A 17,941-nucleotide genomic window follows, 5' to 3' on the forward strand; every position below is an offset into this window, starting at 1 on the left:
TCCCCTTACAGGATCAGTTCTTTGGGCTTGCGCCATTCCAGCCACCACACGATCATCAGCCGCGTCAGGAAGATGGCCGTGAAGACCGAGGTGACAAGCCCGATGGTCAGCGTCACGGCAAAGCCCTTGACCGGGCCCGAGCCCAGGAAGAACATCACCGCCGCCGCGATGAAGGAGGTGACGTTGGCGTCGATGATCGCGCTCATCGCCTCGTCGAAACCGTCGCCGATGGCCTTGGCTACGCGCTTGCCCGCGCGCAATTCCTCGCGGATGCGTTCATAGATGATGACGTTGGCATCGACCGCCGTGCCCACGGTCAGCACGATCCCGGCGATGCCCGGCAGGGTCAGCGTGGCGCCCATGATCGACATGATCGACAGGATCAGGATCACGTTCAGGATCACGGAAATCGAGGCGAAGGCCCCGAACAGCCCATAGCTGGCGATCATGTAGGCCACCACCGCCGCCGTCGCGATGACCGAGGACAACCGCCCCGCGTCGATGCTGTCCTGGCCCAGTTCCGGGCCGATGGTGCGTTCTTCCAGAAAGTCCAGTTGCGCGGGCAGCGCCCCTGCGCGCAGCAGCACGGCCAACTGGTTCGCGCCGTCGAAGTCCATGGACCCCGAAATCTGGCCCGACCCGGCAGTGATGGCCGACCGGATCACCGGGGCCGAGATCACCTTGTTGTCCAGCACGATGGCGAAAGGCTGGCCGATATTGGCGCTGGTATAGGCGCCGAACTTGCGCGCGCCCGTCGGGTTGAAGCGGAAATCGACCGAGGGCATGCCGTTCTGGTCGGTCGAGGGCACCGCATCGGTCAGTTCCTCGCCGGTGACGACGGGGCTTTCCTCCAGCGTGTAATACAGCCCCTCCTGCTCGGCCGAGGGCAGGATCACCTGCCCCACGCCGGGCCGGGCATCGGGGTTGGTGCCGGTGGCCACGACGGAATTGAAGGTCAGCTTGGCGGTGGTGCCGATCAGCGCCTTCAGTTCCTCGGCCGAGCCGATGCCGGGAACCTGGATCAGGATGCGGTCGGCGCCTTGGCGCACGATGGTCGGCTCGCGGGTGCCGACCTCATCGACGCGGCGGCGGATGATCTCGACGCTTTGCTGGACGGTGCGGTCGTCGGTCGCGGCCTTTTCGGCGTCCGACAGCTGCACGGTCAGCGTGTTGCCCTGCGCCTGGATCGCCAGGCTTTGCTGGCCCGCGCCGGTCAGCGTGGTGACGGGGTTGGAAAAGCCGCGCACGATTTCCGCAGCACGGGTCATCCCCTCGGGCTTCTCGATCTCGATCTTCAGCGTGCCTTCGGGCGACGGCAGGCGGCGGATCGCGCCAAGGGTCGCGCGTTCATCGGCCAGGGCGCGGCGCAGTTCCGGCCACAGCGCGTCCATGCGGGCCTTGTAGACCTCGGCCACGCGGACCTCGCCCAGCAGATGCGCGCCACCCCGCAGGTCGAGGCCAAGCGCCACGACCGAACTGGGCAGCCAGCCGGGCCAGCCGTCGCGGGCGGCAGCCAGTTCCGGCGTCTCGATACCCGACCGCTCGATCTCGGCCACGGCGTCGTTGTGGGATTCGACACGGCTGTAGAACAGGTTGGGCACGGCAAAGCCGATGCCGATGATGCAGAGCCCGATGATCAGGATGCGTTTCCAACGGTCGATCTGAAGCATCTTCGCCGAAGCCCTTGAATTGGTGGAAGGTCAGGCTCAGCCGTTGGCGGCGACGGGCGTCGTGGCCGACAGCACCTGCGACACCGTGCCGCGCACCACGCGGACGCGCACGCCGGTGGCGATCTCGACCTCAAGCTCCTCGTCGCGGACGCTGGCAACCTTGCCGATGATGCCGCCCTGGGTGACGACCTGGTCGCCCTTTTTCAGCGCGGCGACCATTTCGCGGTGCTGCTTCACGCGCTTCTGCTGGGGGCGGATCATCAGGAAATACATGATCGCGAAGATCAGGATCAGCGGGATGAACTGCGCGAATGCGGCGCCGGCATTGGCACCGCCGGCGGCGGCCTGCGCATAGGCGGGGGTCACGAACATGGATGGTCCTTTCGGCTGTCGCGGCGGTTGGCCCCGCCCGGATTGGCGCGCAACCTATCCCCGCCTTTCCTGCTTGGCAAGAAAGGCCGGGCGGCTGGGCCGCGACGAACAGGATCGTGAACGTCAGGCCCGTGCGGGCTGCGCGCGTTCGACCAGCCGCGCGAAGAAGCTGGCCCCGATGGGAGAGATCTCGTCGTTGAAGTCATAGGCCGGGTGGTGGACGCTGGCCGTGTCGCCCTGGCCGATGAACAGATAGCAGCCAGGCCGCGATTGCAGCATGTAGCTGAAATCCTCCGCCCCCATCTCGCGCCCCGCATCGTCCTGGACATTCGCCTCGCCCAGGATCTCGCGCGCGACATCGACGGCGAAGGCGGTCTGGCCGGGGTCGTTGACGGTGGCGGGATAGCCCGCGGCGTAATCCAGCCGGATCGTCACGTCATAGGCGGCCGCCTGCCCGTCGCAGATCTGGGTCATCCGGCGGCGCACCATGTCGCGCACCTGCGGCGCGAAGGTCCGCACGGTGCCGCAGACATAGGCGGTGTCGGGCACGATATTGTCGGCGCTGCCCGTGTGGATCTGCGTGACCGACAGGGCCAGATCGTCCAGCGCGTAATGGTTGCGGCTGGAGATGGTCTGGATCGCGTTCACCACCGCCACGGCGGCCACGATGGGATCGGCGGTCAGATGCGGCATCGCGCCATGCCCGCCCCGGCCCTGCACATGGATTTCAAAGGTATCGACGGCGGCCATGATGGGACCGGGCGTGGTGTTCATCACCCCCACGGGCAGGCCGGGGCTGTTGTGCATGGCAAAGACCCGTTCGATGCCGAAGCGCTCCATCATGCCGTCCTGCACCATGGCCTCTCCGCCGCCGCCGTTCTCCTCGGCCGGCTGGAAGATCAGCGCAACGCGGCCCGCGAAATTGCGGGTTTCGGCCAGATAGCGGGCGGCGCCCAGCAGCATGGTCGTATGCCCGTCATGGCCGCAGGCATGCATCCGCCCCGGCACGGTGGATGCGTAATCCAGCCCCGTGATCTCCTCCATCGGCAGGGCGTCCATGTCGGCGCGCAACCCGATGGTGGGGCCGGGCCCCTGCCCTTCGATGATGCCGACGATGCCCGACTGGCCGATGCCGTCATGGATCTCGTCCACGCCGAAGTCGCGCAGGCGTTCGGCCACGAAAGCGGCGGTGCCGTAGCAGTCGAAGCCCAGTTCGGGATGCTGGTGCAGGTGGCGGCGCCACTGTGTCATGTCATCCGAAAATTCGGCGATGCGGTTCAGGACGGGCATGTGGACTAAACACCTTGGCTGTGGCAATGGCCCATCAGGACAGAATCCGGGGGAAATCGCAATGACCGACCGACGCGATCCTGGGGCCGAGATCGCCCGCCTGATCGACATCATGGCGCAGTTGCGCGATCCCAAGACGGGCTGCCCCTGGGACATCGAGCAGGACTTCGCCTCCATCGCGCCCTATACGATCGAGGAAGCGCATGAGGTCGCGGACGCCATCGACCGGCAGGCATGGGGGGAATTGCCGGGCGAGTTGGGCGACCTGCTGCTGCAGGTGGTGTTCCACGCGCAGATGGCGCGCGAGGCGGGGATGTTCGATTTCGCGGACTGCGCGGCGGCGATTTCCGACAAGCTGGTCTTCCGCCATCCGCATGTCTTTGGCGATGAATCCCGCGACAAGTCGGCCGAACAGCAGGTCAAGGATTGGGAGGCCATCAAGGCGGTCGAGCGCGCAGGCAAGGCCGAACGCGGCACGCTGGATGGGGTGGCCCTGGGCCTGCCGGCGCTCACGCGCGCAATCAAGCTGCAGAACCGCGCGGCCCGCGTGGGCTTCGACTGGCCTCATGCGGGCGAGGTTCTGGACAAGATCGCCGAGGAAACCGCCGAACTGGTCGAGGCGCGCGACAGCCTTGGCGCCGACGCGCTGAAGGAGGAATTCGGCGACCTGCTGTTCGTGATGGCGAACCTGGCGCGGCACCTGAAGGTCGATCCCGAACAGGCGCTGCGCCGGGCGAACACGAAGTTCACCCGCCGATTCCAGGCCATCGAAGCGGCACTGGCCGCCCAGGGCCGCCGCCCCGAGGACAGCGACCTGGCCGAGATGGACCGGCTGTGGGATCAGGCCAAGGCGGCTGAAAAGGCGGCGGAGTAGAAGCCCGACCCGCCGCCCCCGGCATCAAGAAGCCTGCCGGCTTTTCGGCTGGCGCGAGGGACGGCGCGCCGGACGCTTGTTCCCGCCCGCGCCCATTGGCTTGCCCATGCCCTGCCCGCGGCCGCCCTGCGGACGCGCCGAAGGGATCGGCCCCGCAGGAACCTCGCCGCCGATCACTGGGATCGGCGCCTTCATCGCCTTTTCGATGGCGCGCAGCTCGCCCACCTCGGCAGGCGCACAGAAGGCCACGGCGCGCCCGTCGCGGCCCGCGCGCGCGGTCCGGCCGATGCGGTGGACATAGTTTTCCGGCACGTTCGGCAGGTCGTAGTTATAGACATGCGCGACCTCGGGGATATCCAGCCCCCGTGCCGCCACGTCGGTCGCCACCAGCACCTGCGTCTGCCCCTTGCGGAAGGCGTCCAATGCGCGTTCCCGCTGGCCCTGGCTCTTGTTGCCGTGGATCGCTGCGACCGCGAAGCCCCATTTCTCCAAAAGCTTCGCCAGCTTTTCCGACCCGTGCTTGGTGCGGCCAAAGACCATCGCCAGCTCGCCCGGATGCTTCGCCAGGTATTCCGCCAGCAGCGTGGCCTTGTCGCCCTGGTTGACGAAATGCACGCCCTGCTCGATCTTCTTGGCCGCCTGGCCCGGAGGGTTCACGGCGACACGCACCGGATCGGTCAGGTAGGTGTCGGCCAGTTCCTCCATCAGCTTGGGCATGGTGGCGGAAAACAGCAGCGTCTGGCGGTTCTTCGGCAGCATCCGCGCGATCTTACGCAGGGTGTGGATGAAGCCGATGTCCAGCATCTGGTCGGCCTCGTCCAGGACCAGATAGGTCGTGGCCTCAAGGCTGATGGCGCGGCGGTCGATCAGGTCCATCAACCGGCCCGGCGTGGCGATCAGCACATCGACGCCGCGCGACAGCCGTTCGGTCTGCACGTTGATGGACGCACCGCCCACCACGCGGAAGCTGCGGATCGGCGTGCCTTCGGCATAGGCGTCGATATTGGTGGCGATCTGGGTGGCCAGTTCGCGCGTCGGCGCCAGGATCAGCGCACGGCAGGTCTTGGGGTCGGGCTTCTTGCCGAAGTTGATCAGCCGGGTCAGCATCGGCAGGCCGAAGGCCGCCGTCTTGCCGGTGCCGGTCTGCGCCAGGCCCAGCACGTCGCGGCCCTTGACGACAGCGGGGATCGCCTCGGACTGGATCGGCGTGGGCTTGGTCAGGCCGATGGCCGCGATATTGGCGTTGATGCGGTGGTCGATGCCCATGTCCGCAAAGGGGCCGGTGGGCAGCGGGTCGCGGGCAGGCGCGCGGCGGCCTTCGTTGGCGTCGAAATGGGGCAGGTTGCGAGGGCGGGGCTTTTGGCCTCGGGAAGGGCGGCGGGTATTGTTGTTGTCCATCAAACTCTCGGTTCCCGCGTCCCCCGTATCGGACGCAAGGCAATGGCCGCGTCCAATGCGCGGCGTTCAGCAGGGATGCGGGCGCGATAGGGTGCCCGCAAGCCTCCCCGCGTGAATGGGAAACTGGAATGGGTGCCGGGCCCTGGGGCGAAAAACGCGGCTGCTCACGCGGCAGCGGGCGACGACTGGACCCACATGGGCCTTCACGGTCTGCAAGTCAAGCGCGATCCGCCGTGTCCAGCCAGATCGTCACCGGCCCGTCATTGACCAGCCGCACCTTCATGTCGGCGCCGAAGCTGCCGGTTTCGACCGCGATCCCCTGCGCGCGCAGGCTTTCGGCAAAGCGTTCGTAAAGCCGCCGCCCATCCTCGGGCGCGGCGGCGGATGAAAAGCCGGGGCGGTTGCCGGTGCGGGTATCGGCGGCCAGGGTGAACTGGCTGACGACCAGGGCGCCGCCGCCGGTATCCAGCAGCGATCGGTTCATCCGGTCCTGGTCATCGCGGAAGATGCGCAGTTTCGCCACCCGCAAGGCCAGTTTGTCGGCGGCGGTCTCGTCATCGCCCGCCATGGCGCAGACCAGCACCAAGAGGCCCGGCCCGGTGCGGCCGATGGTGGCGCCGTCAACCTCGACCGAGGCCTCGGCCACGCGTTGGATGAGGGCGCGCATCAGCCCAGCACGATCCCGGTGACGACCAGCAGCAGCCCGAAGAACGACACCGCCAGCGCCCCCATGTTGACCGCCAGGACACCGCGCATCCGCTCGCGCATCGCGGCATCGTCAAGGCCCGCCCGACGCGCGCGGGCCACCGTCACGATGCACCAGGCCAATGCCGCGACGCCCGCCAGCGTCAGCGCCGCGCCGCCCCAGATCAGCCCGTCGAAAACCGTCATCGCACCAACCCCGCCGATGTTTCTACCTTGCGCCCTAGCGGCGATTGCGCCGCGCGGCAAGACCGCCTAACAGGTGCCGCCAAGGACGGGACAGGATCAAACGGAAGGAAAACCCGATGATGGACGACCAGGCCTACAGCGTCGCCGCCGACGAACTGCGCCAGTTCATCGAGCAATTCGAGCAGCTGGAAGCGGAAAAGAAGGACATCACCGAACGCCAGAAAGAGGTGATGGCCGAGGCCAAGGCCCGCGGATACGACACCAAGGTGATGAAGAAGATCGTGGCCCTGCGCAAGCGCGACCGCGACGACATCGCCGAGGAAGAGGCGATCCTGGAGATGTACAAGCAGGCGCTTGGCATGGGCTGACGCCCATTTCCTTTGACTTCCCCGTTCCGTTCGCCTAGAAGCCGCCCCTTCGGCCCTGATGTCCAGGGCGGCGGACGCGGGGAGATGTCTGTCGCAAGGATCGCGGTGCCCTCACTCGGGTGTAAGGCACCCCTTTTTCTGGCGAAGTTTATGACAGACAATACGATTGCCGCGCCCTTGGCCGCGGCGCTGGCGGCCAAGGGCTATGCCAGCCTGACCTCGGTTCAACAGGCGGTCCTGGAAAGCGACGCGGCGGGCCGCGACATGCTGGTCTCGGCGCAGACCGGATCGGGCAAGACCGTGGCCTTCGGCCTGGCCATCGCGCCGCAACTGCTGGACGGCGACGCGCTGCCCGACGCGGTGGCGCCCATGGGCCTTGCCATCGCGCCGACGCGCGAACTGGCCCTGCAGGTCGCGGCGGAACTGGGCTGGCTTTACGGCCAGGCCGGTGCCCGCATCGCCACCTGCGTGGGCGGCATGGACTATCGCGGCGAACGCCGCGCCCTTGAACGCGGCGCCCATATCGTCGTGGGCACCCCCGGCCGCTTGCGCGACCATATCGAACGCGGGTCGCTGGATCTCTCCGCCCTGCGGGTGGCCGTCCTGGACGAAGCGGACGAGATGCTGGACCTGGGCTTCCGCGAGGATCTGGAATTCATCCTTGAATCCGCCCCTGAAGACCGCCGCACGCTGATGTTCTCGGCCACGGTTCCTCCTGCGATCGAGCATCTGGCGACCACCTTCCAGCGCGACGCGCTGCGGATCGCGGCCCAGGGCGAATCGCGCCAGCATGGCGACATCGAGTACCGCGCCTTCAACGTCGCCGCCCGCGACCGCGAGCCCGCGATCTTCAACATCCTGCGCCTGCACGAGGCGCGGACCGCGATCATCTTCTGCAAGACCCGCGCCAATGTCAGTCACCTGCTGGCCCGCATGGCAAACCGCGGCTTCAAGGCCGTGGCGCTGTCGGGAGAGTTGAGCCAGCAGGAACGCACCCACGCGCTGCAGGCGCTGCGCGACGGGCGGGCGCAGGTCTGCGTGGCGACCGATGTGGCCGCGCGCGGCATCGACCTGCCGGGGCTGGAACTGGTGATCCATGCCGACCTGCCGACCAATTCCGAAACCCTGCTGCACCGTTCGGGCCGCACCGGGCGGGCTGGCGCCAAGGGCGTGTCCGCCCTGATCGTGATGCCGTCCGAGGTCCGCAAGGCGCAGATGCTGCTGAAGCGCGCGCGGGTCGAGGCGGCCTGGGGCCCCGCGCCCTCGGCCGACGAGGTGCGGGCGCGCGACGACAGCCGGATGCTGGACCATCCGGCGCTGCACGCCGAATCGGATGACGAGGCCGCGCTTGCCGCCGATCTCCTGGACCGCTTCGGGCCGGACCGGCTGGCGCAGGCCTTCATCCGTCTGTGGCGCGAAGGCCGCCCCGCGCCCGAGGAACTGACCGTGCTGCAGGACCGCGCGCCTGCCGCCGCCCGCGAACGCCCTCCCTTTGGCGAGGCGGTGTGGTTCCAGCTTTCCGTCGGCCATACCGGCCGGGCCGAGGCCCGCTGGCTTCTGCCCAAGATCTGCGACGGCGGCGGCATCAACCGCGACGCCATCGGCGCGATCCGCGTGCGCCAGGACGAGACCTTCGTGCAGATCGCGGTGGCCCAGGCCGGCAAGTTCGGCAAGTCGATGGAGCTTGAGCCGGGCCTGACCATGCGCCGCCTGGAAGGCGAGCCCGATCTGGAACGCGCCCCCCGCCCGGCCGAGCGTCCCGCCCGCCGCAAGCCCGAAGGCGAGTGGAAAAGGCCCGAACGCGCCGAAGTCCAGGGCGACGCGCCCGCCAAGCCCCGCAAGGCTCGCTGGACGACCGAGGAAAAGGCCAAGGCCAAGCCCGCCCGCGATGGTGCCCGCCCCGACAAGCCCGGCGGCTTCCGCAAGGGTGCGCCGAAGCCCGCCGGAAAGGATCGCGGCAAGTTCGCGGCCCCGAAAAGCGGCGGAAAACCCCGCCGGAACGACCGCTGAAGGCCAGCCGTGCGTCCCACCGGATGCGCGGCCTGCCCCTCGATCACCTGATCTCAGTCAAGAATAATGTTGACCGTGGGTCAAATCGGTCTCACGCTGAACTGGATGTTCTAGTTCCGTCGGAGTTCCAGTGATGATCAAACGTGTTTCTTCCCCGGACGGGGATGGTGCGGGCGCTCCGCGCAACCCGCAACCTGCCATGGTTCTTCAGAAAAAGGATTTCGTCGACCGCGTCGTCGCGGCCAGCGGCGCCAAGAAGGCCGATGCCCGTCCCATCATCGAGGCGACCCTGGCCCAGCTTGGCAAGGCGCTGTCAGCCGGAGAAACGCTTGCCGTGCCGCCGCTTGGCCGGGCGCGCGTCAATCTGGAACGCGACCAGCGGGGCGGAGAGATCATCACCCTGCGCCTGCGCCGCCGCCCCGCCAGCACCCGGCAATCGGTGCTGCGATCCGTCGATTGACGTGCGATTCGCCCTTGCGGTCCCCTGACCCGCCTGCTAGATGCTGCGCGCACGGGTGATTAGCTCAGCGGTAGAGCGCTTCGTTCACATCGAAGATGTCAGCGGTTCAAATCCGTTATCACCCACCATCTTCCCCCCTTTGCCGTCACGATTGCGGTTCATGTCGAAAATCTCCAGCCCGACTGACGCCGCGCGCCTGTCCATCGCGCCCATGATGGATTGGACCGACCGGCATTGCCGCGTTTTCCACCGCCTGATGTCGCGCCGCGCGCTGCTTTATACCGAAATGGTGACGGCGCCCGCGATCATTCACGGTGACCGCCACCGGCTGCTGGATTACGACGCCGCCGAACATCCGCTGGCGCTGCAGCTGGGCGGCTCGGATCCGGCGGAACTTGAGGTGGCCACCCGGATCGCGGCGGATTGGGGCTATGACGAGATCAACCTGAACGTGGGCTGTCCCAGCGACCGGGTGCAATCGGGCTGCTTCGGGGCGGTGCTGATGAAGACCCCCGGCCTTGTGGCGGAATGCGTGGCGCGGATGATCGAGGCAAGCCCCGTCGAGGTCACGGTCAAATGCCGCATCGGCGTCGATGACCAGGTGCCCGAGGATGTGCTGCCCGCCTTTCTTGAGACCATGCGCGCCGCAGGGGTCCGCCGCATCGCGGTCCATGCGCGCAAGGCCTGGCTGCAGGGGCTCAGCCCCAGGGAGAATCGCGACATTCCCCCGCTGGACTATCCTCTGGTCCACCGCATGAAGCAGGACTTTCCCGGCCTGCACCTGTCGATCAACGGCGGCATCGCCAGCTTCGACGCCGTTCGCGGCCACTTGCAGGTCATGGACGGGGTGATGGTCGGGCGCGCGGCCTATCACCAGCCTTGGGACATCCTGGGCGGGGCCGACCGGCTGTGGGGCGACACGCCGCCCTTTGGCAGCCCGGAACAGGTCGCGCAGGCGATGCGGCCTTACATCGCCGCCCATCTGGCAGGGGGCGGACGCCTGCACCAGATCACGCGGCACATGCTGGGACTGTTCCACGGAATGCCCGGCGCGCGCGGCTGGAAGCGCACCCTGTCCGAAGGCGCGTCACGGGGCGGGATCGGGGTCTATGACACCGCCCTGCGGCAGGTCACGCAACTGGCCGCCTGACCGGCAAGCCGCCGTTCATGCCAGGCGCAGGCGCGGCAGGGATGCGGCGGCGGCAGCCCAGGCCAGGGCCGCGCAAAGCGCGATGGCCGTCACCATGCTGGCGGCGCTGTTGTCCATGAAGGGGCCGGTCAGCGCGATCATCACGCCCCCGGTCAGCATCTGGAACGTCCCGCCCAGCGAGGATGCAAGTCCCGCGATGTCGGGATGGGGGTCCAGCGACATGACCATGGCCGTGGGCATGACCAGCCCCAGGCAGGCATTGCCCAGGAACAGCCCCGCCATGACGACCGGCAGCGCATCCATCCCCAGCCAGACGATCAGCGCCAGGGCGACCATGATCCCGGCGAATCCGGTGATGGCAAGGGAAATCACCCGCTCCATTCCGTGCCTTTGCGCCATCGGTCCCGCGAATTGTGATGCGGTGAAGAAGCCGATGGCGTTGACGGCGAAGGCCAGCGAAAAGCCCGCGGGCGACAGCCCGTATTGCCGGGTATAGACGAAGCTGGCCGAGGACAGGAACACGAAGAAGCTGGCCATCCCGAAGCCTCCGATCATCGTCAGCCCCATGAAGCGCCGGTCGGTCAGCAGGCGGCGCGCGCCCGACAGCATCGGTGCCAGGCTGACGGGGCGGCGGTGTTCGGGGGCCAGCGTCTCGGGCAGGACGAACAGGATCAGGGCAAGGCTGATGAGCGCCGCGACGGCTAGAACGGCGAAGATCTCTCGCCAGCCGCCCCAGGCCATGATCAGCGATCCCGTCAGGGGCGCGAGCATCGGCGACACGGCGATGACGATCATGATGGTGGACATCACCTTCGCGGCCTCGGGGCCGGTCGCCACGTCGCGGATCACCGCGCGCGGCACGGCCATCAGCGTGGCCGCGCCCAGGCCCTGCATGGCACGGGCGGCGATCAGCCAGCCGATGGTGGGCGCCAAGGCAGCCGCGACCGTGGCCAGGGTGAAGATCGCCACCCCGATCACCAGCGGCCTCTTGCGCCCGACCGCATCGGCCATCGGGCCATAGATCATCTGCGCGATGCCGAAGACGATGAAATAGGATGTCAGCGTCAGCGCCGCGCCCGCCTCGGTCGTGCCAAGGTCGGCCGCCACCTGCGGCAGCGCGGGCAGGTACATGTCGATCGCAAAGGGACCGACGGCGGACAGAACGCCCAGGACAAGGGCCATGCGGAACAGGGGATCGCGCATCGGAGAACCTGATTACATGTGGAAAGGCAGCGCGGAACCGCGCTGATGGATGTGACCGCCGCCTGCAGTCTTTTGCCATCCGGCGCGGCCTGCCGCAACCCTTGCTGCTGCTTCGGCCGGGCGCTATGGGGCCGCATGGCCAAGCTGTATTTCCACTATTCCACCATGAACGCGGGCAAGAGCACGCTGCTGCTGCAGGCGTCCTACAACTATCGCGAACGGGGTATGCAGACGCTGCTGCTGACGGCGGCCATCGACAGCCGCGCGGGCCAGGGGGTCATCGCCAGCCGCATCGGCATCAGCGACGAGGCCCTGACCTTCGACGCTGACACCGACATGTTCGCGCTGATCCAAGCGCGCGGCGCGGACTGCGCCTGCGTCTTCGTGGACGAGGCGCAGTTCCTGTCGCCCGCCCAGGTCTGGCAGTTGGCGCGCGTGGCCGACGACCTGCGCATCCCCGTCATGTGCTATGGCCTGCGCGTCGATTTCCGGGGCGAGCTGTTCCCCGGATCGGCCGCCCTGCTGGCCCTGGCCGACGACATGCGCGAGGTCCGCACGATCTGCCATTGCGGCAAGAAGGCCACCATGGTGATCCGCCGCGACGAAGAAGGCCGCGCGATCACCGAAGGGGCGCAGGTGCAGGTGGGCGGCAACGAAACCTATGTCTCGCTCTGCCGCCGCCACTGGCGCGAGGCCACGGGAAACTGACCATCAATTCCATCGCAGGCTCTATGCCCCGCGTTGCGACGGGCCGGGGCTTGCTGTAACCATCGGCCCCAAACAGGCAAAGGACTTTCCATGCGCATCTTCCTGCTGCGGCTTCTTGCCCTTTTGTGCTTGGCCGCCCCGGTGCGGGCGTTCGAAACCAATGCGACGGCGGCCTGGGTTTACGACGTGAACACCAGCACCGTGCTGATGTCGAAGAACGCCGATGTGCCGATCCCGCCTGCCTCGATGTCCAAGCTGATGACGCTCTACATGGTGTTCGAGGCGCTGCAGAACGGTCGGCTGAAGATGACCGACACCCTGCCCGTGTCCACCCGCGCCTGGCAGATGGGCGGGTCCAAGATGTTCGTCGAACCCCGCGACATGCCGACCGTGGAACAGCTGATCAAGGGCGTGATCGTGCTGTCCGGGAACGACGCCTGCGTGGTCCTGGCCGAAGGTCTGGCGGGGACCGAGGAAGCCTTTGCCCGCCAGATGACCGAACGCGCCAGGACGCTGGGGCTGAAGCATTCGGTCTTCAAGAACTCGACCGGCTGGCCCGCCGAGGGACACGTCATGTCGGCCGAGGATCTGGGAATGCTGGCGATGCACATCATCCGGGACTTCCCGCAATATTACGGCGACTTCGCGCTGACCGAGTTCCGCTACATGGACCGGGTGCCGTCGAACCGCTTCAACCGCAACCCGATCCTGAAGCTGGGCATCGGCGCCGACGGGCTGAAGACCGGCCACACGCAGGAAGCGGGCTATGGCCTTGTCGGGTCGGCGGTCCAGGACGGGCGGCGCGTGATCTTCGTGATCAGCGGGTTGCCGTCCGAGACCGCGCGGGCCGAGGAAGCGGAACGGATCACCAACTGGGCCTTCCGCCAGTTCAGCATGGAAACGCTGGTGCCCGCAGGCGACACGGTGCTGGAAGCCCCGGTCTGGCTGGGCACGCAGTCCCGCGTGGGGCTCACTACCAAGGATGGCGTCAACGTGCTGGTGCCTGCGGGCGCCAAGGACCAGGTCAAGGTCGAGGCGGTCTATGATTCTCCCATCCCTGCCCCCATCGCCAAGGGCGACCAGATCGGTCGGCTGGTCGTGTCCGTCCCCGGCACCCAGGACGCCGTGACCCCCCTGCTGGCTGCCGAGGACGTGCCCGAGGCAGGCTTCGCGGGCCGGATGAAGGGCGCCGTGATGCGGCTTGGCCACAAGGCGGTCGAGGCCGCCGGCCTTTGATGTTCATCAGCTTCGAGGGGATCGACGGCTGCGGCAAGTCCACCCAGGCCCGCCTGCTGGCCGAGGCCCTGCGCGCGGAAGGCCGCGATGTCGTCCTGACCCGAGAGCCCGGCGGCAGTCCGGGGGCCGAGGAGATCCGCCGCCTGCTGGTGGAAGGCGCGGGCGAACGCTGGTCGGCTGAAACCGAATGCCTGCTGTTCACCGCCGCCCGCCGCGATCACCTGGAACGCACCATCCGCCCGTCCCTGGCCGCCGGGCAGACCGTCATCACCGACCGCTTTGCCGACAGCACGCGTGTCTATCAGGGCGTCACACGGGGGGATCTGCGCGGGTTTGTGGACCGGATGCACGATCTGGCGATTGGCGTGGAGCCGGACCTGACCTTCGTGATCGACCTTGATCCGGCCACCGCCCTTGGCCGGGGCAAGGCGCGCGGCGGGGCCGAGGACCGGTTCGAAAGCCTGGGCCTGGATTTCCAGCGGCGGCTTGCGCAGGGCTTTCGTGCCCTGGCCGACGAATTCCCGGCGCGCGTCCGGCTGATCGACGGCAGCGGCAGCGAAGCCGATGTCGCCGCCCGCATCCGGGCCGCGCTGTGAAGACCGATCCCGACGACGCCCCCGAAGCCGACCGCGTTCCCGGCGCCCCCCATCCGCGCCACACGGACCGCGTGATCGGCCAGGACAGCGCCATCGCCGAATTCATGGAAGCCGCGCAAGGCGGGCGGCTACATCACGCATGGCTGCTGACCGGCCCGCGCGGCACCGGCAAGGCGACGCTCGCCTGGGCCATCGCCCGCTGGATGCTGTCGGGGGCAACCGGCCCCTTTGGCGCAGCCGACACGCCCGAGGCGCGGCGCATCGCCGCCCTGTCGGAACCGCGCCTGCATCTGGTCCGCCGCCCCTGGGACGACAAGGCGGGGCGCCTGTCCGCGCAGATCACCGTGGACGAGATCCGCAGGCTCCTGTCCTTCTTCCACCTGTCCGCAGCCGAGGGCGGGCGACGCATCGCCATCATCGACGCCGCGGACGACATGAACCTGGCCGCCGCCAATGCCCTGCTGAAGGTGCTGGAGGAACCGCCCGCCGACGCGCTGATCCTGATAGTCGCCCACCAGCCTGCGGGTCTGTTGCCCACGATTCGGTCCCGCTGCCGCACCCTGCGCCTGTCGCCGCTGAACCCCACACAGATGGGCAATGTCCTGGCCCATCTGGGCATCGACGAGGATGCCGAGGCGCTCGCCGCACTTTCCGACGGATCGGTGGGCGAGGCGCTGCGGCTGGCGGGTCAGGGGGGCCTCGACCGCTATCAGGAACTGGTGGACTTGATGGCCACCCTGCCCCGGCTGGACCGTCCCCGCGCGGCGGCCTTTGCCGAAGGCGCGGCGGGACGCGCCGGGGCCGACGGCGATCCCTTCGACCTGACCATGACCGTTCTGGACCGCTTCCTGACCCGCACCGCCCGCGCAGGCCTGATGGGGCCGCCCCTGCCCCAGGCCGCGCGCGGCGAAGGCGCGTTGCTGGCCCGCCTGTCCCCCGACGACCAGGCCGCGCGTGCCTGGGCCGATGCGCAGGCCCGCCTCTCCGCCCGCGCCCGCACCGGCCGGGCCGTCAACCTTGACCCTGCCGCGCTGGTGATGGATATGCTGATCGAACTGGCGCATCTGCCGCCCGCGCGATCCGCCCTGCCAGCCAAAGGTTGATCCATGTCCCAAGCGGCCCCCACGCCGATCGTCGATAGCCATTGCCATCTGGATTTCCCCGACTTCGACGGCGAACACGACGCCCTGATCGACCGTGCGCGGGCGGCGGGCGTCACCCGCATGGTCACGATCTGCACCCGCCTGCGCCAGGAACCGCAGGTGCGCGCCCTGGCCGAACGCTTCGACAGCGTATTCTATGCCGCCGGAACCCACCCGATGAGCGTGGCGGACGAGCCGATGGCGACGGTGGACCAGCTTGTCGCCCTGTCCGCCCATCCGAAGTTCGTGGGCATCGGCGAGACGGGTCTCGATTACCACTACACCGCCGACAGCGCCGCGCAGCAGGCCGAAAGCCTGCGCATCCATATCGAGGCCGCGCGCCGCACCGGCCTGCCGCTCATCATCCATTCCCGCGACGCCGACGACGACATGGCCCGCATCCTGACCGAAGAACACCGCGCCGGTGCCTTCTCCTGCGTCATGCACTGCTTCACCTCTGGCGCCGCCTTGGCGCAGACGGCGCTGGACCTGGGCTTCTACCTGTCGATGTCGGGCATCACGGCCTTCCCGCGATCCGCCGATCTGCGCGCGATCTTCGCCGCAGCCCCGGTGGACCGCATCCTGGTCGAAACCGACAGCCCCTATCTTGCCCCGCCCCCGCATCGCGGCAAGCGCAACGAACCCGCCTATGTCGCCAAGACCGCCGCCATCGTGGCCGAGGTCTTCGGGATGGACTACGCCCGGTTCGCCGCCCAGACCTCGGCCAATTTCGACCGGCTGTTTTCGAAAGCTGCGGCATGATCCGCGCCACGATCCTGGGCTGCGGGTCGTCGGGCGGCGTGCCGCGCCTGGGGAACCGCTGGGGCGCCTGCGACCCGGCCGAGCCGAAAAACCGCCGCCGCCGCTGTTCGCTGCTGGTGGAACGCCCCGGTCCCGGCGGCGTGACGCAGGTGCTGATCGACACGGGCCCCGACCTGGTGCCACAATTGCTGGACGCGAACGTGGCGACGCTGGACGCCGTGGTCTATACCCACGCCCATGCAGACCATATCCACGGCATCGACGACCTGCGGCAGGTGGCCTTCAACGCCGGCCGCCTGATCCCCGCCTGGGCCGACATGCCCACGTCGGAACAGTTGCTGGACCGCTTCGGCTATATCTTCAAGACCCCGCCCGGCAGCTACTACACCCCCATTTGCGACCTGCACCTGATCGACGGTCCCATTGCCGTGGACGGCCCCGGCGGCTCCGTCACGCTGATCCCCTTCCGCGTCCAGCATGGCGAAATTACCGCCCTGGGTCTGCGCATCGGCGGGCTGGTCTATCTGCCCGACGTGTCCGACATTCCGCAGGCCGCCTGGCCGCTGATCCACGGGGCCGAGGTCTTTGTCTGCGACGCCCTGCGCCCGCAGCCTCATCCCAGCCATGCCCACCTGGCCCAGGCGCTCGACTGGATCGCGCGGTCCGAATGTCCGCGCGGCGTGCTGACCAACATGCATATCGACATGGACTATGCCACCGTTGCCGCCACCACGCCGGACCACATCACCCCCGCTTTCGACGGCATGGTGATCGAGGCCACATCGGACACACCCGACCATCCCGCCGCGCTATGAGCGCGCTGTTCAACATCATCGTCCCGGTCTTCCTGATCGTGGGCTTCGGCTATCTGGTGGCCTGGCGCGGCATCTTCCGCGAAAGCGCGGTGGACGGGCTGATGGTCTTCGCCCAGAACTTCGCCGCGCCCACGCTGCTGTTCGCGTCCATGTCGCGGCTGGACCTGGGGGCCGAGTTCCGGCCCGCCCTGCTGCTGCCCTTCTATATCGGCGCCTTTTCCAGCTTCCTCATCGGCTGGGCAGGGGCGCGGTTCGTCTTCCATCGCCCACCGATGGACTGCGTGGCGATCGGCTTCACCTGCCTGTTTTCCAACAGCCTTCTGCTGGGCATCCCGATCATGGAGCGCGCCTATGGCCCCGGCTCGCTGTCGGGCAACTGGGCGATCATCGCGATCCATTCGCCCCTGCTCTACACCTTCGGCATCACGGTGATGGAGTTCACGCGCGCCCATGGCAGCGGCTTGTCGGTCGGCCGCGTGGCCCTGCGCGCCGTGACCGGGGTGCTGCGGACGCCACTGGTGATCGGCATCCTGACGGGCGTGTCGATGAACGTGCTGACCCAGGCGGGGCTTGTCATGCCCGAGGGCTTCTGGGCCGCCGTGGGCATGATCGCCGACGCCGCCCTGCCCGCCGCTTTGTTCGGTTTGGGCGGCGTCCTCTACCGCTATCGCCCCGAAGGCGACACGGGCGCCATCGCCATGTGCTGCGCCTGTTCGCTGCTGGTCCATCCCGGCATCGTCTATGCCCTTGGCCGGATCACCGGCCTGGACGATGCGGGCCTGCGGTCTGCGGTTATGACGGCCGCGATGGCGCCGGGAGTGAACGCCTATCTGTTCGCGAACCTCTACGGCGCCGCCAAGCGCGTTGCCGCGACAACGGTGCTGATCGCCACGGCAATCTCGGTCGCCACGATCTGGATGTGGCTGGCGATCCTGCCCTGATCTTTCACTTTGGCTTAAATACCCCACGGGGCTTCCGAGCGCCCGGAAAAAGATC

Annotated in this window: 19 protein-coding genes and 1 tRNA gene; 13 read left to right on the forward strand and 7 right to left on the reverse strand. The window is 68.1% G+C overall.

Annotation, left to right across the window (positions count from 1 at the left end; translation table 11 throughout):
* Nucleotides 1-5: 5 nt before the first annotated feature.
* The 3 genes from secD to AAIL68_RS05650 all read right to left on the reverse strand — a co-directional run bounded on the left by secD (nt 6) and on the right by AAIL68_RS05650 (nt 3,332).
* The gene (gene secD / locus AAIL68_RS05640; RefSeq protein WP_347138609.1) at nt 6-1,670 is read right to left on the reverse strand and encodes a protein translocase subunit SecD; all 1,665 of its coding nucleotides are present in this window, start codon (nt 1,668-1,670) and stop codon (nt 6-8) included.
* A gap of 36 nt (nt 1,671-1,706) precedes the next feature.
* Nucleotides 1,707-2,042 carry a preprotein translocase subunit YajC gene (gene yajC, locus AAIL68_RS05645; RefSeq protein ID WP_347138610.1) on the reverse strand — a complete coding sequence of 112 codons (336 nt, stop codon included), beginning with the start codon at nt 2,040-2,042 and terminating at the stop codon, nt 1,707-1,709.
* Between the two features lie 123 nt (nt 2,043-2,165).
* Nucleotides 2,166-3,332: a M20 aminoacylase family protein gene (locus tag AAIL68_RS05650; RefSeq protein ID WP_347138611.1), complete on the reverse strand. Its 1,167-nt coding sequence runs from the start codon at nt 3,330-3,332 to the stop codon at nt 2,166-2,168.
* 61 nt (nt 3,333-3,393) lie between these two features.
* Here AAIL68_RS05650 and mazG point away from each other — a divergent pair, with 61 nt between their 5' ends.
* Complete coding sequence (gene mazG / locus AAIL68_RS05655; protein WP_347138613.1) at nt 3,394-4,206, forward strand: nucleoside triphosphate pyrophosphohydrolase; 813 nt, start codon at nt 3,394-3,396, stop codon at nt 4,204-4,206.
* Between the two features lie 24 nt (nt 4,207-4,230).
* Here mazG and AAIL68_RS05660 read toward each other — a convergent pair whose 3' ends face one another.
* The 3 genes from AAIL68_RS05660 to AAIL68_RS05670 form a co-directional block, all read right to left on the reverse strand.
* Nucleotides 4,231-5,472: a DEAD/DEAH box helicase gene (locus tag AAIL68_RS05660; RefSeq protein WP_347138678.1), complete on the reverse strand. Its 1,242-nt coding sequence runs from the start codon at nt 5,470-5,472 to the stop codon at nt 4,231-4,233.
* A 349-nt stretch (nt 5,473-5,821) separates the two neighbouring features.
* Nucleotides 5,822-6,271: a D-aminoacyl-tRNA deacylase gene (gene dtd / locus AAIL68_RS05665; protein WP_347138615.1), complete on the reverse strand. Its 450-nt coding sequence runs from the start codon at nt 6,269-6,271 to the stop codon at nt 5,822-5,824.
* Nucleotides 6,271-6,495 carry a hypothetical protein gene (locus AAIL68_RS05670; protein WP_347138616.1) on the reverse strand — a complete coding sequence of 75 codons (225 nt, stop codon included), beginning with the start codon at nt 6,493-6,495 and terminating at the stop codon, nt 6,271-6,273. The genes dtd and AAIL68_RS05670 overlap by 1 nt, the downstream gene beginning before the upstream one ends.
* Before the next feature lie 116 nt (nt 6,496-6,611).
* Here AAIL68_RS05670 and AAIL68_RS05675 point away from each other — a divergent pair, with 116 nt between their 5' ends.
* The 5 genes from AAIL68_RS05675 (at nt 6,612) to dusA (ending at nt 10,483) form a co-directional block, all read left to right on the forward strand.
* Nucleotides 6,612-6,863 (forward strand): DUF2312 domain-containing protein, encoded by a 252-nt coding sequence (locus AAIL68_RS05675; RefSeq protein ID WP_347138618.1) that lies wholly within the window; start codon nt 6,612-6,614, stop codon nt 6,861-6,863.
* A gap of 150 nt (nt 6,864-7,013) precedes the next feature.
* Nucleotides 7,014-8,873, forward strand: coding sequence for a DEAD/DEAH box helicase (locus AAIL68_RS05680; protein WP_347138620.1), 1,860 nt, complete (start codon nt 7,014-7,016; stop codon nt 8,871-8,873).
* Nucleotides 8,874-9,072: 199 nt separating this feature from the next.
* Nucleotides 9,073-9,333: an HU family DNA-binding protein gene (locus tag AAIL68_RS05685; RefSeq protein WP_347138622.1), complete on the forward strand. Its 261-nt coding sequence runs from the start codon at nt 9,073-9,075 to the stop codon at nt 9,331-9,333.
* A gap of 53 nt (nt 9,334-9,386) precedes the next feature.
* Nucleotides 9,387-9,461: transfer RNA gene (locus tag AAIL68_RS05690), tRNA-Val, on the forward strand.
* 32 nt (nt 9,462-9,493) lie between these two features.
* Nucleotides 9,494-10,483, forward strand: coding sequence for a tRNA dihydrouridine(20/20a) synthase DusA (gene dusA / locus AAIL68_RS05695; protein WP_347138623.1), 990 nt, complete (start codon nt 9,494-9,496; stop codon nt 10,481-10,483).
* 15 nt (nt 10,484-10,498) lie between these two features.
* Here the strand turns inward: dusA and AAIL68_RS05700 are convergent, their stop codons facing one another.
* A complete protein-coding gene (locus tag AAIL68_RS05700) occupies nt 10,499-11,686 on the reverse strand; it encodes a multidrug effflux MFS transporter (RefSeq protein WP_347138624.1) in 1,188 nt (395 codons plus the stop codon).
* A 135-nt stretch (nt 11,687-11,821) separates the two neighbouring features.
* Here AAIL68_RS05700 and AAIL68_RS05705 point away from each other — a divergent pair, with 135 nt between their 5' ends.
* From AAIL68_RS05705 to AAIL68_RS05735, 7 genes are all read left to right on the forward strand, one after another.
* Nucleotides 11,822-12,394, forward strand: a complete 573-nt coding sequence (locus AAIL68_RS05705) for a thymidine kinase (RefSeq protein ID WP_347138625.1) — start codon at nt 11,822-11,824, stop codon at nt 12,392-12,394.
* A gap of 90 nt (nt 12,395-12,484) precedes the next feature.
* Entirely contained in the window at nt 12,485-13,630 is a 1,146-nt protein-coding gene (locus tag AAIL68_RS05710; RefSeq protein WP_347138626.1) for a D-alanyl-D-alanine carboxypeptidase family protein, read from the forward strand.
* Complete coding sequence (gene tmk / locus AAIL68_RS05715) at nt 13,630-14,226, forward strand: dTMP kinase (RefSeq protein WP_347138627.1); 597 nt, start codon at nt 13,630-13,632, stop codon at nt 14,224-14,226. Before AAIL68_RS05710 ends, tmk begins: the two co-directional genes overlap by 1 nt.
* Nucleotides 14,223-15,329 carry a DNA polymerase III subunit delta' gene (locus AAIL68_RS05720; RefSeq protein WP_347138628.1) on the forward strand — a complete coding sequence of 369 codons (1,107 nt, stop codon included), beginning with the start codon at nt 14,223-14,225 and terminating at the stop codon, nt 15,327-15,329. Before tmk ends, AAIL68_RS05720 begins: the two co-directional genes overlap by 4 nt.
* Before the next feature lie 3 nt (nt 15,330-15,332).
* Entirely contained in the window at nt 15,333-16,130 is a 798-nt protein-coding gene (locus AAIL68_RS05725; RefSeq protein ID WP_347138629.1) for a TatD family hydrolase, read from the forward strand.
* Complete coding sequence (locus AAIL68_RS05730; protein WP_347138630.1) at nt 16,127-16,945, forward strand: MBL fold metallo-hydrolase; 819 nt, start codon at nt 16,127-16,129, stop codon at nt 16,943-16,945. The genes AAIL68_RS05725 and AAIL68_RS05730 overlap by 4 nt, the downstream gene beginning before the upstream one ends.
* Complete coding sequence (locus AAIL68_RS05735) at nt 16,942-17,886, forward strand: AEC family transporter (RefSeq protein WP_347138631.1); 945 nt, start codon at nt 16,942-16,944, stop codon at nt 17,884-17,886. The genes AAIL68_RS05730 and AAIL68_RS05735 overlap by 4 nt, the downstream gene beginning before the upstream one ends.
* Nucleotides 17,887-17,941: the final 55 nt, after the last annotated feature.

The organism is Paracoccus sp. SSK6, assembly GCF_039770665.1.
Classification (GTDB): Bacteria; Pseudomonadota; Alphaproteobacteria; order Rhodobacterales; family Rhodobacteraceae; genus Paracoccus.

What these genes read in the sequence shown, in the direction of transcription:
- secD (WP_347138609.1), bottom strand. Translation starts at nt 1,670, where the DNA reads ATGCTTCAGATCGACCGTTGGAAACGCATCCTGATCATCGGGCTCTGC.
- yajC (WP_347138610.1), bottom strand. Translation starts at nt 2,042, where the DNA reads ATGTTCGTGACCCCCGCCTATGCGCAGGCCGCCGCCGGCGGTGCCAAT.
- AAIL68_RS05650 (WP_347138611.1), bottom strand. Translation starts at nt 3,332, where the DNA reads ATGCCCGTCCTGAACCGCATCGCCGAATTTTCGGATGACATGACACAG.
- mazG (WP_347138613.1), top strand. Translation starts at nt 3,394, where the DNA reads ATGACCGACCGACGCGATCCTGGGGCCGAGATCGCCCGCCTGATCGAC.
- AAIL68_RS05660 (WP_347138678.1), bottom strand. Translation starts at nt 5,472, where the DNA reads ATGGGCATCGACCACCGCATCAACGCCAATATCGCGGCCATCGGCCTG.
- dtd (WP_347138615.1), bottom strand. Translation starts at nt 6,271, where the DNA reads ATGCGCGCCCTCATCCAACGCGTGGCCGAGGCCTCGGTCGAGGTTGAC.
- AAIL68_RS05670 (WP_347138616.1), bottom strand. Translation starts at nt 6,495, where the DNA reads ATGACGGTTTTCGACGGGCTGATCTGGGGCGGCGCGGCGCTGACGCTG.
- AAIL68_RS05675 (WP_347138618.1), top strand. Translation starts at nt 6,612, where the DNA reads ATGATGGACGACCAGGCCTACAGCGTCGCCGCCGACGAACTGCGCCAG.
- AAIL68_RS05680 (WP_347138620.1), top strand. Translation starts at nt 7,014, where the DNA reads ATGACAGACAATACGATTGCCGCGCCCTTGGCCGCGGCGCTGGCGGCC.
- AAIL68_RS05685 (WP_347138622.1), top strand. Translation starts at nt 9,073, where the DNA reads ATGGTTCTTCAGAAAAAGGATTTCGTCGACCGCGTCGTCGCGGCCAGC.
- dusA (WP_347138623.1), top strand. Translation starts at nt 9,494, where the DNA reads ATGTCGAAAATCTCCAGCCCGACTGACGCCGCGCGCCTGTCCATCGCG.
- AAIL68_RS05700 (WP_347138624.1), bottom strand. Translation starts at nt 11,686, where the DNA reads ATGCGCGATCCCCTGTTCCGCATGGCCCTTGTCCTGGGCGTTCTGTCC.
- AAIL68_RS05705 (WP_347138625.1), top strand. Translation starts at nt 11,822, where the DNA reads ATGGCCAAGCTGTATTTCCACTATTCCACCATGAACGCGGGCAAGAGC.
- AAIL68_RS05710 (WP_347138626.1), top strand. Translation starts at nt 12,485, where the DNA reads ATGCGCATCTTCCTGCTGCGGCTTCTTGCCCTTTTGTGCTTGGCCGCC.
- tmk (WP_347138627.1), top strand. Translation starts at nt 13,630, where the DNA reads ATGTTCATCAGCTTCGAGGGGATCGACGGCTGCGGCAAGTCCACCCAG.
- AAIL68_RS05725 (WP_347138629.1), top strand. Translation starts at nt 15,333, where the DNA reads ATGTCCCAAGCGGCCCCCACGCCGATCGTCGATAGCCATTGCCATCTG.
- AAIL68_RS05730 (WP_347138630.1), top strand. Translation starts at nt 16,127, where the DNA reads ATGATCCGCGCCACGATCCTGGGCTGCGGGTCGTCGGGCGGCGTGCCG.
- AAIL68_RS05735 (WP_347138631.1), top strand. Translation starts at nt 16,942, where the DNA reads ATGAGCGCGCTGTTCAACATCATCGTCCCGGTCTTCCTGATCGTGGGC.